The sequence below is a fragment of the Polaribacter atrinae genome (assembly GCF_038023995.1).
Lineage (GTDB): Bacteria > Bacteroidota > Bacteroidia > Flavobacteriales > Flavobacteriaceae > Polaribacter > Polaribacter atrinae.
The window spans coordinates 686,900-701,378 of the sequence record NZ_CP150660.1; the positions used below are offsets into that span (position 1 = coordinate 686,900).

Genomic DNA, 14,479 nt, shown 5'->3' on the forward strand with positions numbered 1-14,479 from the left:
CTTTGTAACTCAGAAAAAACAAAAAAATGAAAAAACATAATTTTAGTGCAGGCCCTTGTATATTACCACAAGAGGTATTGCAAAAAGCTTCAGAAGCAATCTTAAATTTTAATGATGATAATTTATCATTAATAGAAATTTCTCACAGAAGTAAACCTTTTGTAGAGGTAATTGAAAAAGCGCGTTCTTTGGCTTTAGAATTGTTAGGTTTAGAAAATAAAGGCTACAAAGCATTGTTTTTACAAGGTGGTGCTAGTTTAGAGTTTTTAATGGTTGCTTACAATTTAATGGATAAAAAAGCAGCTTACTTAAACACCGGTACTTGGGCAGATAAAGCTCAAAAAGAAGCAAAGGCTTTTGGTGAAGTTGTAGAAGTTGGTTCTTCTAAAGACAAAGGTTACAACTATATTCCTAAAGGATACTCAATACCAGAAGACGCAGATTATTTTCACTGTACAAGTAATAACACTGTTGCAGGTACACAAATGAAAGACTTTCCGGAGACGAACATTCCTTTTGTTTGTGATATGAGTTCAGATATTTTTTCTCGTCAATTAGATTTTGAAAAATTTGATCTTATTTACGCAGGTGCTCAAAAAAATATGGGGCCAGCAGGTGCAACATTGGTCATTATTAAAGAAGAAATTTTAGGAAAAGTAGAAAGACATATTCCTTCTATGTTAAACTACCAAGTGCATATTGATAAAGACAGCATGTTTAACACACCTTCTGTATTTGCCATCTATGTTTCTATGTTAACTCTACAATGGTTAAAAGATTTAGGTGGAATTAAATTTATTGAAGAAGTAAACAATAAGAAAGCCGCTCTTTTATATACAGAAATTGACAGAAATCCTTTATTTAAAGGAATTGTAGCAACAGAAGACAGAAGTACAATGAATGCAACTTTTAATTTAACAGATGCATCTTTAAAAGAAAAGTTTGACACCATGTGTAAAGAAGCAGGCATTAGCGGTATCAATGGTCACAGAAGTGTTGGTGGTTATAGAGCAAGCATGTACAATGCGTTACCTCTTTATAGTGTGCAAGCTTTAGTTGATGTAATGCAAGAATTAGAAAGAACCCAAAAATAAAAAATAAATCGTCATTCCGAATGATTTGAAGGTGTCTTACGATTAAGATTGGCACATAATTTCAAGCTTCAGAATGACCTACCATATTAAAGAATGAAAATATTAGCAAACGATGGAATTTCTCAAAGCGGAATTGATGCTTTAGAAAAAGGAGGATTTGAAGTACTAAACATAAAAGTTGCACAAAATCAACTAGAAAATTATATCAATGAAAATAATGTTGATGCAATTCTAGTAAGAAGTGCTACCCAAGTAAGACAAGAATTAATAGAAGCTTGCCCTAGCTTAAAATTGATTGGCCGCGGTGGTGTTGGTTTAGATAATATAGATGTAGAATACGCAGAAGACAATGGATTACAAGTAATTAATACTCCAAAAGCTTCTTCTGGTTCTGTTGCAGAGTTGGTTTTTGCACACCTTTTTGGGATGTCTCGTTTTTTACATTCTTCTAATAGAGAAATGCCTTTAGAAGGAGATTCTCGTTTTAAAGAATTGAAAAAAGCTTATTCTGAAGGAATTGAATTAAGAGGAAAAACTATTGGTATTATCGGTTTTGGACGTATAGGACAAGAAGTTGCTAAAATTGCTATTGGAATAGGAATGAATGTTTTAGCTACTGACGATCAAGTAACAAGTGCTCCAATAACCTTAGAGTTTTTTAACGGACAAAAAACAACTTTTGTGATTGATACTGTTGATAAAGAAGAACTTTTAAAAGAGTCTGATTTTATTACTTTACACACTCCAGATCAAGAAGATTATATTATTACTGCAACAGAGTTTGAAAAAATGAAAGATGGTGTAGGTATTATAAACACAGCAAGAGGTGGTATTTTACACGAAGTAGATTTAGTAAATGCCATAGAAAGTGGCAAAGTACAATTTGCAGGTTTAGATGTTTTTGAAACCGAACCAACGCCAGCTGTACAATTATTAATGAACCCAGAAATTTCTTTAACTCCGCATATTGGTGCTGCAACTAAAGAAGCACAAGATAGAATTGGAGTTGAATTGGCAAATCAGATTATTGCTTTGTTAAAAAGTTAGTAATTGATTAAATACTAAAAATGGATGTTATTTCGAAACCTGTTTACATCAAACAAATCAGTTTTTTAAGACGATTTCGAAATTTCATCCAAATTAACGTTTAGTTTCTTCTTTATTCATCATCAGAATGACAAAAAAATAACACATGATAAAAGAAAACCTTTTAGAAATTAAAAAATCAATTCCAGAAAACGTAACCTTAGTTGCCGTTTCTAAAACCAAACCTATAGAAGACTTACAAGAAGCTTATGCTGCTGGTCAGCGCATTTTTGGTGAGAATAAAATTCAGGAAATGGTGGATAAATACGACGCTTTACCAAAAGACATTCAGTGGCACATGATTGGTCATTTACAAAGTAATAAGGTAAAGTACATGGCACATTTTGTAGATTTAATTCATGGGGTTGATAAATTCTCTACTTTAAAGGAAATCAACAAGCAAGCAAAAAAACATGATAAAGTTATCAACTGTTTATTACAAGTAAAAATAGCCAAAGAAGACACTAAGTTTGGTTTCTCTTTTGATGAAATTGATGAAATTTTAGCATCTGAAGAACTTGTTGGATTAAAAAACATTAAAGTTGCAGGTTTTATGGGAATGGCCACGTTTACAGACAATAAGCAACAGTTAGAAGAAGAGTTTTCTTCACTAAAAACCTTCTTTGATTTAAAGAAAACACAAGTAGATCTTGACAACTGCGAATTACAAACACTCTCTATGGGAATGAGTGGAGATTATACACTTGCTATAGAAAATGGAAGTAATATGGTAAGAGTTGGTAGTTCTATATTTGGTCAAAGAAATTATAATGCTTAATTTTATCGTAAAAGAAAAAGACATTGTACGCAATTTTAGATATTGAAACCACAGGCGGTAAATTTAATGAAGAAGGCATCACAGAAATTGCTATCTATAAATTTGACGGTCACACCACAGTAGATCAATTCATTACCTTAGTAAACCCAGAAAAAGCCATTCAAGAATTTGTGGTAAAACTTACAGGCATTAATAATAAAATGCTTAGAAATGCACCTAAATTTTATGAAGTTGCAAAACGAATTATAGAAATTACTTCAGATTGCATCTTGGTGGCCCACAATACTACTTTCGATTATAGAATTTTAAGCACAGAATTTGATAGATTAGGGTATGACTTTAATAGAAATACCTTGTGTACTGTAGAATTAAGTCAGAAATTAATTTTAGACCAACCTTCTTACAGTTTAGGGAAACTTACCAAATCTTTAGGAATACCAATTACAGATAGACATAGAGCTTCTGGAGACGCATTGGCAACCGTACAATTATTTAAATTGTTGCTAGAGAAAGATACGAATAAAAGTATTATACAAAGTTCTATCAAGTATTTCGATAGAAGACATCAAAAGCAAAAATTAAGAAATTTAATAGAAGAAATACCAACGGTACAAGGTGTTTTTTACGTTCATGATAAAGAAGGAAGAGTAATTTTTATAGGAAAAGGAAAAAACATTAAATCGGAAGTAAACAACCTTTTTCTAAAAGTAACCAAAAGAGCGGTTAAAATTCAAGAAAGAGCACAATCTATTTCTTTTGATAAAACAGGAAATGAACTTTTTACCCGTTTAAAATACGCTATAGAATTAGAAGTTTTAACGCCAAAGTTTAATTTTAAAAAGACACCGAAATTTATTACTCAAGACTTTAATAACGAAGATTTTATTATCATTGAAAAAGGAAGGGAAGTAGAAGAAAATGCAGTGATTTTAATAGAAAACAACGAAGTTTTTGGTTTTGGCTATACCAGTTTAAGCAATCAAGAGAATAGGTTAGATATTTTAAAAAAGGTCTTAACCCCTATTGAAAACAAAATTCAAGCAAAAAATATTATCAAGAATTACATCAATAAGAACAAAGTACAGAAAATTATTAGATTGTAAATGAAAATTTTTACACTACTACTCCTACTATCCACAAGTTTTATATTTGCACAGAATAGCAAAACTACTAAAATGGGTAAAACCACTTTAGAGGAATTACAAATGACTGTTTAAGATAAAGACTCTACAGCAACTGCTGTTGTTTTATACGAGCACGCAAACAGATACCCTGACAGAGATAATGATCAAATTCCTAGAACGGATTATTATTATCGAATTAAAATATTAGATAAAGCTTCTTTTAATTTAGCAGATATTACCATTAACCTATATGAAAAGCAGAGAATAAAAGACATTAGTGCTATTACCTATAACCTTAATGATAACGGCACCATAAACCGTACTACACTTGCTGATAAGAATATCTTTACAACTAAAGAGCGAGATACTTGGACCGTTAAAAGCTTTACACTGCCTAATATAAAAGAAGGATCTGTTATAGAATATAAATACAGTGTTTTATCTCCGTATTTAAGTATTAATGATTGGGAATTTCAATCTGACATTCCAAAAATAAAAAGTGAATTTGACGCTTCTATTTTAGGAAACTACCAATATAATATTAGAATTATTGGTTATTTAAAGCTAGACAAAGACGAACCTTCTATAGATAAAAAATGTGCTTATATTGATGGTATTGGTGAAGGAGGATGTGCTGTTTATTCTTACGGAATGAATGATATTCCGGCTTTTAAGGAAGAGGAACACATGTTGAGTAAAAAAAATTACATTTCAAGAATTTGTTTCGATTTAAAATCTATCACAAGCTACAGAGGTGTAATAGACGATTTAACAACTACATGGAAACAAGCTGACAAAACCTTAAAGGACCAATTTTTTAACAACCAGACATCTAAAAAGAGTTTTTTCAAAAAAAACATTCCAGAAGAAATTTTAGCAACTCAAAATACTTTAGAAAAAGCAAAAAAAATATTTAGCTTTATTCAAAATCATTTTACTTGGAATAAAAAGTATTGGACAAATGAAGATGCAAAAATAAAAAATGCTTTTGAAGAAAAATCTGGAGATGTTGGTGAGGTAAATATCTCTTTATACAATAGCCTAAAAGCTGCCGACATAGACGCTAATTTAGTTGTTTTATCTACCAGAGAACATGGTGTACCCACAAAATTATTTCCGGTAATCTATGACTATAATTATGTAATTGTACAAGCCATTATAGACCAACAACCTTATTTTTTAGACGCAACAGACCGATTTATTCCCTTTGGCGAAATACCTTATAGAACTTTAAATGGAGATGCAAGAATAATCAACTTTAAAGAAGAAAGCTCTTGGGTAACTTTAAAACCAAAATACCAATCATCATTAAACACAACTTCTAAACTTACTTTAAACGAAGAAGGTGTGTTTACAGGAGAATTAATGATGATTAGAAATGGGTATTTAGCAGTTGAGCAGAGAAAAAAAATGTCATTGACCAATGAAGAAGGATATTTAGAAGATTTTGAAGCTCAAAACCCAAATCTAGAAGTAGAAGAATATCAAAGAAGAGGTTTAGATGAATTGGATAAAAAATTACAAGAAAAATTTGAAATCCGATTAGAAATCGATGAAGTTTTAGGAAATAAAATAAGAATTAACCCTTTTCTATTTCATAGAGTTGAAAAAAATCCTTTTAAATTAAAAGAAAGAAATTACCCTGTTGATTTTGCATATGCTAGATTAAACAATTATTACTTACGTTTAACCATACCAGAAAATTACACCATTGCAAAATTACCCGAAGAGAAAGCAATTGCATTACCTAACAAAGGCGGTAGATTTATACTTAAAACCATAAAAGAAGGAAATACTATTAGTATTCTAACAAGGTTTCAAATCTCTAAAAGAATTTTCCCGGTAGAAGAGTATTATGCTTTAAAGGAGTTTTACAAACAAATAATTGTTTCAGAAAGCGGATATATCATTCTAGAAAAAAAGTAAAAACATTAAAAATTATTGATTAATAGTTATAAATAAATCTAAAATGGAGATTGAAATTTTATTAAGATATAATAAACAGCCTCATTTCAATTTATTTTAATAGATTAGCCACAGATATACTTTATGGATTTAGAGCTACTAATTTTACAATTTCAGAAAAAAGACGTGAAAGCGTATGAAAAACTTTACAACATGTATTGTGATAGTATATCTGGTATTGTAAATAACATTGTTAAAGATGACGATGTTGCTCAAGAAATTACTCAAGATGTCTTTATTAAGGCCTGGAACAAAGCAGATACTTATTCTTCTTCTAAAGGTCGTTTTTTTACCTGGTTACTAAACATAGCAAGAAATGCTGCGATTGATTATACACGGTCTAAAAAATTTAAACAGTCTAAACAAAACCATAACGCAGATTTTTTCGTAGGTATATTAGAAACCAGTGATAGTTTAGATACTACAACTGATACAATTGGCTTAAAAGAGTTTGTTACCAAATTAGGAGACAAGTGTAAAGCAGTAATTGAATTATTATATTTTAAAGGGTTTACACAAAAAGAAGCGTCAGAAGAATTAGAAATGCCAATTGGTACTATAAAAACAAGAAATAGAAATTGTATAGGCGAATTACGTACTATGCTTGGAGTTTAAGTAATGAATATAAAAGAATACATAGCATCTGGAATTTTAGAACTGTATGTTGCAGGCTCGCTTTCTGAAAAGGGAAATGAGGAAGTGCACGCTAAAATTAAAGAATACCCAGAAGTGTTGGCCGAAGTTGAATCAATTGAAAAAGCGATTACAAAACTAACGGCTGCCGCTAAAAAAGATGCGTCATATTCTTTCTCTGCAATAAAAAATCAATTAAAAGTAGAAGACACAAAAGTAATCTCTATTACAAAACCTAAAACAAATTGGTTGCAATACGCTGGTTGGGCAGCTTCTTTATTAATAGGAAGTGTACTTATTTGGACATTATCTCAAAATAACCAACTTAAAGAACAAGTTGCTACAGAAAAACAACAATTAGAAGAACAAATAGACAAAGCTTCTAACAGTTTAGCAGAAGCAGAAAAATTAATTGACATCTTTAGAGATAAAGACATTGTTTCTGTGCCTCTAGCGGGTCAAAAAGTGTCTCCAACTTCTTACGCTAAGGTATATTGGGATAAAAAAACAAAGAGTATTTATTTAGATGCTAAAGGATTACCAGAGCCTCCAAAAGGAAAAGTATATCAAGTTTGGTCTTTAAAATTAAGTCCTTTAACACCAACGAGTTTAGGTACAATAGATACTTTTATGGCAGATACAAACAAAATATTTACCATAGAAAACGCAAACGAATCTGAAGCTTTTGGTATTACTTTAGAACCCGCAGGTGGTAGTGAATCTCCTAATCTAGAGCAATTGTATACTTTAGGTGCGGTAGCAGTAAATTCTTAATTCTTAGAACTAACTATTTTTTCAAGTCCTTTTCTAAACAATATGAAATATTGTAACGATAAGCCTGTTTTAGCATTTCACTTATTGCAGTAAATTAATTTTAAGAAGCTATAGTAATTTTACTTTTTTTTAAGAACTTATAGTTTTATTTAAATGTATTATCACCAAAAAAACTAATTTCGCGAACTACTTTATAATTCTGAACTTTATGGACTTTTAATACACTATAAAATGTATTAAAAGCTTAGAATAAACGAAAACAAATGTTTAGACATCAAGGTAAAAGCAGAACTTTAAAACATAATTTAAGAATTGCAACCATACTTTCTTTTGTAGCGGGAATTGTTAATGTTACTGGTTATTTGGCTTTTAAACAACTAACAACAAACGTTACAGGTCATTTTGCACTGTTTATTTATGACTTTGCCAATTTTGATTTTTGGAGAGGAACCATCTACTTCCTATATATTTTCTCATTTTTATTTGGTTCATTTTTATCTAGTTTTTTAATAGAAAAATATAGAGAAAACAAAAGGTTAAATGTATTTGTTCTGCCTACAGTTATTGAATGCCTAGTTTTAATTTCTATAGGCGTAATTAGCAATTTTATGGAACTAGAATATACCAACCTACTTATCTGTTTGTTGCTTTTTGCTATGGGTGTACAAAACTCCTTTGTAACAAAAATTTCTGATGCCGTTGTAAGAACTACACACTTAACAGGTTTGTTTACCGACTTAGGAATCGATCTTTCCTTATTGTGTTTTCCTAAGTTAGCAAACCAGAAAAAACTATTAAAATCTAATATTAAACTTCGAGTTTACATTATTCTATTCTTTTTTGCCTGTGGCTTAATTGGTGGTTTTTTATATTCTGAAATAGATTTAAAGCTAAATACTTTAATTTTTGCGGCATTGCTTTTATTAGCAAGTTTATTTTTTGATGATTTTAGATCTAAAGTAATAAAAGCGAAACGTAAATACAATCAGAAGAGAAATATCTAATAGACCATTTATTAGATGAGTAACCTAAAAAGCTTCCCTCCTATTAAATTACTTTTTTTTTAATATTGAACAAAAAAAAAAGCTTCCTAAATAGAAAGCCTTACTTATAAAAAATATTCTTTTTTAATTCACTAATAACTCTTTTTGAGATATAGCTTCATTAATATTTACTTTCACGTATTTATGACTATTAAAAAATCTCTTTTTAGATGCTAATTCAATTGTAGCAACAAAATCTCCATTTTCTTTCTCTTTGATTGATTTTATTTGAACCTTTTCTCCTTTAATTATATTGTAATTAGCAAGTCCTCCTTTTTTTATAATAAAGTTAGCTCTAGGAAAATCAATGTGTTCATAATTATTATTCTCCACTTCTCCTATTACAAAAACATCACCAACTTTGATGTTTGAATTTGAGGTTTGAGCGTACATAATACTTGATAAAAAAATGAATAAGAAACTGAATAAAATGTTAAATTTAATAAGATAAAAATTAAAATTATTACATATAATCAAAAATAATGAAAAACTAGAAATTAGCAATATCTAAAAAATAATAAATCTTTATTGTGTAATAATTAAATTTTATCCCATTAATAAACAAGTATGGCAATAATTAAGTCTTTTTTAAATTATTACTTTTTTATCTTTATCATCTTATTGCAACCAGCTAATTTTTATAAAAATTATTAAAATATTGAGGACTACAACTTACTGATATACAGACACTACATTACTTCTTTATAAAAAATATTATATTAGCCACGGAATAATTTACAATGCTATTAAAAGAATTCATCATTTCTATAAAAAATATAATCCATGAAAAATATAATCTTTTACTTATTAATTACAACATTTACCATTGGTTGTAAAAATAAAGGTATCGTTTACAACGATCCAATTCCTAAACACGATAGCTTAACGATTGCTTCTAAATATGTAAATGAAGACCGAGTAATTAATATTTGGACACCACCAAATTACAGCCAAACACAAGATAGTTTACCTGTTTTATATATGCCAGATGGTGGAACTAAAGAAGATTTTCCGCACATTGCAAATACGTTATCTAAATTAATTGCTGCAAACAAAATTCCTCCTTATATTTTAGTTGGAATAGAAAACACACAACGAGGAAGGGATTTATGTGGTCCTACAAGAATTGAATATGATTTAAGTTACATACCAAATGCTGGAGGCGCAAACAACTTTAGAGATTTTATAAAAAATGAAGTATTTGTAACGATTGATAAAAACTATAGAACTCTAGATAAAAAGGCAATTATTGGAGAGTCTTTAGCAGGATTGTTTGTTGTAGAAACATTTCTTTTAGACAACAGTATGTTTGACACTTATATTGCTGTAGATCCTTCTTTATGGTTTAATGAAGCGTATTTAGTTAAAAACTTTGAAGCTTTATCTAAAAGTAATTACAATCATCAGAAAAAACTTTGGTTCGCGGGTTCTGATGCTGTTGATATTTCTAAAAATACAAGAGCTTTAAACAACAAACTAGAACAGTCTAATAAAAATTTAATTTGGAAATATACAGACGCTCCTAATGAACAACACAACACCATTTTTAGAGCAACCAAAGAAAAAGCATTTACTTGGGCGTTAAACAACTAATTAAAACAGCGTAATTATCCTTTTTTACAAACAATAAAAATGCCTATTACATTGCTGCAATAGACATTTCATCCAACTAAAACTAACTATGTTATTTAGATTTTCACTTTATCGTGTATCATAATTTCAACTAAAACCAAGAGTTTATAACTCTAAGACTTTTTTTGAATTAAAACGTGTACGTTATTGTTGCTTTTGCAAAAAATGGTGTTCCTGGTGTAAAATGAATTTCTTCTACAGCATCCGTTTCATTTTGCAATCTACTTTCTGTTGCAAACTGAGTCTCATTCCACTCTACATCAAAAATATTTTCTAATGCAATACCAAAAGTAATATCTTGATTCATTTTATAATTGATATTAAAATCACTTACAAAATATCCTTCTGCAGTAATAGAATTATCTTCATTAGCTGCTCTATCCGCTAAATAACGGTAACGCAACCCTCCAGAAAACTTTCCTAAATCACTAAAAGACAAACCACCTGCCATTGTAAAACTTGGCGCTAACGGAATGTAATCTTCTCCGTCTTCTGCTTCTAAACTTCTTGCATGTGTAAGTGTAGCATCCGTATCAAAATAAATATGATCTGTTAATTGGTAACGGATTCCTAAATCTAATCCAAAACGCTCAGATTCTCCAGATGGTTCTACGATACCTGCATCACCAACATACACAAACTCTTCTTCTGAAAACAAATACCAAGCTGCAGTATTTAAGACTAGATTCTTAGTAGGTTTCCAAATATTTCCTAAATCGGCACCGTATGCTCTTGGTAAAACTTTATCTGCATTTTCTTGTAAAACAACTCTTGCGTCATTAGAATGAAAACCGATTCCTGATTTTAAAAACCATTGTAAATCATCATTTTGTGTATATAAAAAGTTCAATTTAGGGTTTACAATTGCTTTTGTTTTACTCAATGTTTCATACGTTGTACTTAAAGCATCGTTGTATAAAAACTTAAAATAATCTAAGCGAACAGAAGGTGCTATTTTAAATTTACCAATCTCAAATTCTGAGTTAAAAAACGCATATAAATTACTTTGTTTTACGTCTCCTAATTGAATATTATTTAATAATTCGCTTCTGTTTTTTGTATGTGATAATTCGTTATCAGAAATTACATCATAACGCAAACCAATACCTTTTGTAAACTTAGCTTCTACATTTCCATAATCTTTTGTGCTAATTATCTTAGCATTCATTCCGTAAATACTTCTATCTTCTAATTGCTTAATTTGATCTCCGTTTATAGGATCCTCTAAAAAGAAAGTAAAATTAGAATACAATTCAAAATCATATTTAGAATAGAACGTATTCGCCTCTAAAATGGCACCATTATCTAGTGTTTTTTGTAATTGCGCATTTAAGTTAGATCTAGAAGTATAACCACCTTCTGTATCATCAATAGAGCCAAAGCGGTTAATCAATCCGCTTTCTACGGCTCTAACTGGTACTTGACCAGAAGCATCCCAAGAACTTGTAAAGTGAGACGCCGATAAAGTAAGTTTATCTTTTCCGTTTAAGAACGTGTTGTATTTTGCAAAAAGATTTAATCTATTAAAGTTTTGTGGAGATTCGTAAGGACCATCAAACTCTATATATTCTATAGCAACATACGCATCATTATTTTTAGCATTTTCTAATAAATTAAACATCCCCACAGTTCTTAGAGAATTAAAATCGCCATAACTTACAGAAATTAAGTTTTTATCAATAGCCGTTTTTGTAGCAAAATATACATAACCAGCAGTATTAAAATCTCCTTGGTTTGCATAATAAGGACCTTTTCCAAAATCTATTTTTTGTATGGTTTCTGGTATTACAAAATGCAAATCAGAATATCCTTGTCCGTGTGCATGAGAAACCATGTTTATTGGCATTCCATCTACAGAAAGTGCAACATCTGTACCATGATCAATATCAAAACCTCTTAAAAATATTTGTTCTGCTTTCCCTCCACCAGCATGCTGACCGATAAATAAACCTGGAACTTTTCTTAAGATTTCTTGAGAATTATTTACAGGATTTACTTGTAAATCTATATTTGTTAATGTTTGTAATGCATTTATTTCTTTGCGTAATACCAATTCTTCTAATTGAAAAATCTTTGTATCTAGTTTTATTGTAATTCCGTTTTGTAAATCTTGTTCTGTAACTTTTAAGGTCTTTGTTCCGAAACCTAAAATACTTATTTTTAAAGTATTGTCTACAGCTGTATTTTCAAGAATAAAACTTCCTGTTTCATTGGTATGAGTGTGTAAATTAGAATTTTGGTTAATAATGTAAACATTCTCTAACGGTTCATTTAATGGGTTTAAAACAATTCCTTTTAACTGTTGCCCAAAAGATTGTAAACAGAGCGTCATCGCAAAAAGAAGGATAATTTTTTGTGTCATTTTTTATTTTTTTTTGCGAATTTATATATTTTTTATCTCTTTTTCTGTTAAAGGTCCTAATTCATATACAGCACCTAATAATTCTTCTTTTAAAACCTTTGCTTCTTCAATTTTTCCATTGGCTTTTAAAATTTTTGCGGTGTGTAATAATGCTTCTGGTTCAAAGGTTTTACCTATAACATGGTTTCTAGAAATTTCTAACGCTTTTTTAGCATCTCCATTCTTAAAGTAAGACCACGCTAATAAATCATACGATTGCACTGTTGGTCTTTCTTGTGTTTCTTGTTGTGCTAATTGTAAAGCTATTTCTTTTTTAGAAGCATCATCTGCAAATAATAAAACATCGTATTTATGATACATAACACCATAATTCTTATTGGCTACTTTTGCTACATACTTTTCAATCTGATTTTCTTTTTCTGCAATATCTCCCATATATTCTGCTATTTCTGCTTTTAATAAATGATAATCTGGCGCCGCATTTTCTTTGGTTACGGTTTCTAAAATACGCAATGCTTCTGCTGGATTTCTTTCGTAAGAAAAAACAATCCAAGCAATTCCTTTTTTAGCATAACTATCATTTTCATCTAAGGCAAGTGCACTTAAATATGCATTATAAGAATCTTTAATTCTACCTGCATGCCCGTAATAATCTGCCAAATTGGTGTAATTCCATTGCATTAAATAGTTGTTTTTACTAGATTTTGCAATCTCTAAAGACACTTCTAAATATTTTATAGCATTGTCTAAATTACCAATATGATCATTGTATTTAGAAAGTCTTATTAAATAATCGAAGTCTTTTAAGTTTTTTACTTTAGACAAGTATTCTTCTACTTTAGGCATGTTCCCTAATTCTAAATACACATCAAATAATAAATACTGAGTTTGTTGTAAATTTTCTCCTATAGCTTCTGCTTTTGTTGCCAAAGCTAAAGCTTCTTTAAAACGGTGTTGAGAAATATAGTTTCTTGCCAAACTTCTTAAATAACCTGTGCTATTATACGATGTTTTTTCATTGGCAATTAATAAGTTTTGTTCTGCTTCTTTTAGCGCATCAATATTACCCGTAATTTTAAACATGGTAGCATTAGCTGCGGCTAATTTGGCATTATAAGGATATTGGTTTGGTGTATTGTCTAGTTTTGTTTTCCAGAAATTAAATTCTGAAGTTGAGTTTTCTAAAGCCTGGTTTTTCTGAACACTTAAATAACTGTTATAATCGTTAACATTGGTTATTTGTTTGTTGGGTGCTAAATTGCAACCTGTTAGTGTTAAAAAAGTTACAAATAATAAAATTAGTTGGATGTATTTCATAATTTATAGTTTTTAGTTCGTTTATAATAAAAAGATAACTGGCGCTTTTCCCCAAATTGCGCCAATTAAAAAAGGACTTTCTACCAAGGAGAAGCCAAATATGGAAAAGAAGTTAAAAACATTTTATCGTTTGCATCTACATGATCATCAGAAAAAGCTGCGTTTTCAGTAAAATCTTCACCACCAAAAATCAATAACAACTCCACAGTAATTACATCATCTGCTAAAGCTCTACCAGTTAAAACATTTGTTCCATCATAAAAAGTAGTAGTACCATCTAAAGAAACATTTAAAACATCAGTAGCCAATAAACCTGTAAAAGCTGCTGCATCTTGTCCTAAAGCATTTTTATCTCCTTCGTTTGCAAAAGCAGGACTTAAGCCTTTTAAGTTAGCTTCAAACATAGACTGAAATTGAACAGATTGATTAGAAGGAAGGGTAACATTAAAAGCATCTTTACTATCCGCAGAAACAAAAACAGTATTTACAGCCGGTCTACCCATTTGATCTTTTTGAGCATATGTACCAGAAAAATCGGCACCTACTTCCATCATATTGTTGTCATCATCATTATTACTACAGCTCATTACTAAAAGAGAAAAGGCTGCTACTGCGATATATTTTATTTTATAAATTTTCATGATATTATTTTTTAAAAGTTGATTGTTAAG

13 protein-coding genes are annotated in these 14,479 nt (G+C 29.9%); 9 read left to right on the forward strand and 4 right to left on the reverse strand.

Annotated elements, in window-relative coordinates:
• Positions 1–26 precede the first annotated feature (26 nt).
• The 8 genes from serC (at position 27) to WG945_RS03200 (ending at position 8,458) form a co-directional block, all read left to right on the forward strand.
• On the forward strand, positions 27–1,094 hold the full coding sequence (gene serC / locus WG945_RS03165; RefSeq protein WP_068448126.1) for a 3-phosphoserine/phosphohydroxythreonine transaminase: 1,068 nt from the start codon (positions 27–29) through the stop codon (positions 1,092–1,094).
• 93 nt (positions 1,095–1,187) lie between these two features.
• The gene (locus WG945_RS03170; RefSeq protein WP_068448128.1) at positions 1,188–2,141 is read left to right on the forward strand and encodes a D-2-hydroxyacid dehydrogenase; all 954 of its coding nucleotides are present in this window, start codon (positions 1,188–1,190) and stop codon (positions 2,139–2,141) included.
• A gap of 145 nt (positions 2,142–2,286) precedes the next feature.
• Positions 2,287–2,958, forward strand: coding sequence for a YggS family pyridoxal phosphate-dependent enzyme (locus WG945_RS03175; RefSeq protein WP_068448130.1), 672 nt, complete (start codon positions 2,287–2,289; stop codon positions 2,956–2,958).
• A gap of 23 nt (positions 2,959–2,981) precedes the next feature.
• Positions 2,982–4,061, forward strand: coding sequence for an exonuclease domain-containing protein (locus WG945_RS03180; protein WP_068448133.1), 1,080 nt, complete (start codon positions 2,982–2,984; stop codon positions 4,059–4,061).
• A 672-nt stretch (positions 4,062–4,733) separates the two neighbouring features.
• Positions 4,734–6,008: a hypothetical protein gene (locus WG945_RS03185; protein WP_231874535.1), complete on the forward strand. Its 1,275-nt coding sequence runs from the start codon at positions 4,734–4,736 to the stop codon at positions 6,006–6,008.
• 123 nt (positions 6,009–6,131) lie between these two features.
• Positions 6,132–6,662, forward strand: coding sequence for an RNA polymerase sigma factor (locus WG945_RS03190; protein ID WP_068448134.1), 531 nt, complete (start codon positions 6,132–6,134; stop codon positions 6,660–6,662).
• 3 nt (positions 6,663–6,665) lie between these two features.
• Positions 6,666–7,454 carry an anti-sigma factor gene (locus WG945_RS03195; protein ID WP_068448136.1) on the forward strand — a complete coding sequence of 263 codons (789 nt, stop codon included), beginning with the start codon at positions 6,666–6,668 and terminating at the stop codon, positions 7,452–7,454.
• Between the two features lie 263 nt (positions 7,455–7,717).
• Entirely contained in the window at positions 7,718–8,458 is a 741-nt protein-coding gene (locus WG945_RS03200; protein WP_068448138.1) for a YoaK family protein, read from the forward strand.
• A 123-nt stretch (positions 8,459–8,581) separates the two neighbouring features.
• Here the strand turns inward: WG945_RS03200 and WG945_RS03205 are convergent, their stop codons facing one another.
• Complete coding sequence (locus WG945_RS03205) at positions 8,582–8,890, reverse strand: dihydroorotase (RefSeq protein WP_231874537.1); 309 nt, start codon at positions 8,888–8,890, stop codon at positions 8,582–8,584.
• A gap of 390 nt (positions 8,891–9,280) precedes the next feature.
• On the opposite strand from WG945_RS03205, the gene WG945_RS03210 reads away from it, so the two are divergent.
• Positions 9,281–10,090 (forward strand): alpha/beta hydrolase, encoded by an 810-nt coding sequence (locus WG945_RS03210; RefSeq protein ID WP_068448140.1) that lies wholly within the window; start codon positions 9,281–9,283, stop codon positions 10,088–10,090.
• Positions 10,091–10,259: 169 nt separating this feature from the next.
• Here WG945_RS03210 and WG945_RS03215 read toward each other — a convergent pair whose 3' ends face one another.
• The 3 genes from WG945_RS03215 to WG945_RS03225 all read right to left on the reverse strand — a co-directional run bounded on the left by WG945_RS03215 (position 10,260) and on the right by WG945_RS03225 (position 14,449).
• Positions 10,260–12,491: a TonB-dependent receptor gene (locus WG945_RS03215; RefSeq protein WP_068448143.1), complete on the reverse strand. Its 2,232-nt coding sequence runs from the start codon at positions 12,489–12,491 to the stop codon at positions 10,260–10,262.
• 21 nt (positions 12,492–12,512) lie between these two features.
• Positions 12,513–13,808: a tetratricopeptide repeat protein gene (locus tag WG945_RS03220; RefSeq protein ID WP_068448144.1), complete on the reverse strand. Its 1,296-nt coding sequence runs from the start codon at positions 13,806–13,808 to the stop codon at positions 12,513–12,515.
• Positions 13,809–13,888: 80 nt separating this feature from the next.
• Positions 13,889–14,449, reverse strand: a complete 561-nt coding sequence (locus WG945_RS03225) for a DUF4331 family protein (RefSeq protein ID WP_068448147.1) — start codon at positions 14,447–14,449, stop codon at positions 13,889–13,891.
• Between the last annotated feature and the right edge of the window lie 30 nt (positions 14,450–14,479).

Excerpts from the sequence above, each read along its gene's own strand:
- WG945_RS03170 (WP_068448128.1), top strand. The coding sequence starts at position 1,188 with ATGAAAATATTAGCAAACGATGGAATTTCTCAAAGCGGAATTGATGCT.
- WG945_RS03195 (WP_068448136.1), top strand. The coding sequence starts at position 6,666 with ATGAATATAAAAGAATACATAGCATCTGGAATTTTAGAACTGTATGTT.
- WG945_RS03185 (WP_231874535.1), top strand. The coding sequence starts at position 4,734 with ATGAATGATATTCCGGCTTTTAAGGAAGAGGAACACATGTTGAGTAAA.
- WG945_RS03190 (WP_068448134.1), top strand. The coding sequence starts at position 6,132 with ATGGATTTAGAGCTACTAATTTTACAATTTCAGAAAAAAGACGTGAAA.
- WG945_RS03225 (WP_068448147.1), bottom strand. The coding sequence starts at position 14,449 with ATGAAAATTTATAAAATAAAATATATCGCAGTAGCAGCCTTTTCTCTT.
- WG945_RS03220 (WP_068448144.1), bottom strand. The coding sequence starts at position 13,808 with ATGAAATACATCCAACTAATTTTATTATTTGTAACTTTTTTAACACTA.
- WG945_RS03210 (WP_068448140.1), top strand. The coding sequence starts at position 9,281 with ATGAAAAATATAATCTTTTACTTATTAATTACAACATTTACCATTGGT.
- WG945_RS03215 (WP_068448143.1), bottom strand. The coding sequence starts at position 12,491 with ATGACACAAAAAATTATCCTTCTTTTTGCGATGACGCTCTGTTTACAA.
- WG945_RS03205 (WP_231874537.1), bottom strand. The coding sequence starts at position 8,890 with ATGTACGCTCAAACCTCAAATTCAAACATCAAAGTTGGTGATGTTTTT.
- WG945_RS03175 (WP_068448130.1), top strand. The coding sequence starts at position 2,287 with ATGATAAAAGAAAACCTTTTAGAAATTAAAAAATCAATTCCAGAAAAC.
- WG945_RS03200 (WP_068448138.1), top strand. The coding sequence starts at position 7,718 with ATGTTTAGACATCAAGGTAAAAGCAGAACTTTAAAACATAATTTAAGA.
- serC (WP_068448126.1), top strand. The coding sequence starts at position 27 with ATGAAAAAACATAATTTTAGTGCAGGCCCTTGTATATTACCACAAGAG.